Raw genomic sequence first — 538 nt, 5'->3', positions numbered from 1 at the left:
TCGGTATCCAGTTTTCAAGGATCAAGTTTAAAGATGAGAGCTTAAACTCTCAAAACTGACCAACGAGTGAGTATTCGAACCCAAGGGTTCACTTGTGGAAGCTTAAGCTTCCGATTTGAATGTTTCCGTTGCAGGAAACGATTCTCCATAGAAAGGAGGTGATCCAGCCGCACCTTCCGATACGGCTACCTTGTTACGACTTCACCCCAATCATCTACCCCACCTTCGGCGGCTGGCTCCCTTGCGGGTTACCCCACCGACTTCGGGTGTTGTAAACTCTCGTGGTGTGACGGGCGGTGTGTACAAGACCCGGGAACGTATTCACCGCGGCATGCTGATCCGCGATTACTAGCAATTCCGACTTCATGCAGGCGAGTTGCAGCCTGCAATCCGAACTGAGACCGGCTTTGCTGGGATTGGCTCCACCTCGCGGTTTCGCTTCCCGTTGTACCGGCCATTGTAGTACGTGTGTAGCCCAGGTCATAAGGGGCATGATGATTTGACGTCATCCCCACCTTCCTCCGGTTTGTCACCGGCA

1 rRNA gene is annotated in these 538 nt (G+C 53.0%); it reads right to left on the bottom strand.

The annotated features are described in order from the left end of the window. Window positions 1-151: 151 nt before the first annotated feature. Window positions 152-538, bottom strand: a 16S ribosomal RNA gene (locus tag ACFSX3_RS30635); the annotation flags it as partial.

Origin of the sequence: Paenibacillus rhizoplanae (assembly GCF_042684125.1) — a bacterium.
GTDB lineage: Bacteria > Bacillota > Bacilli > Paenibacillales > Paenibacillaceae > Paenibacillus_AQ > Paenibacillus_AQ rhizoplanae.
Note: the sequence above shows the minus strand (reverse complement) of the source record. Positions and strands in the feature narration are given on the sequence as shown.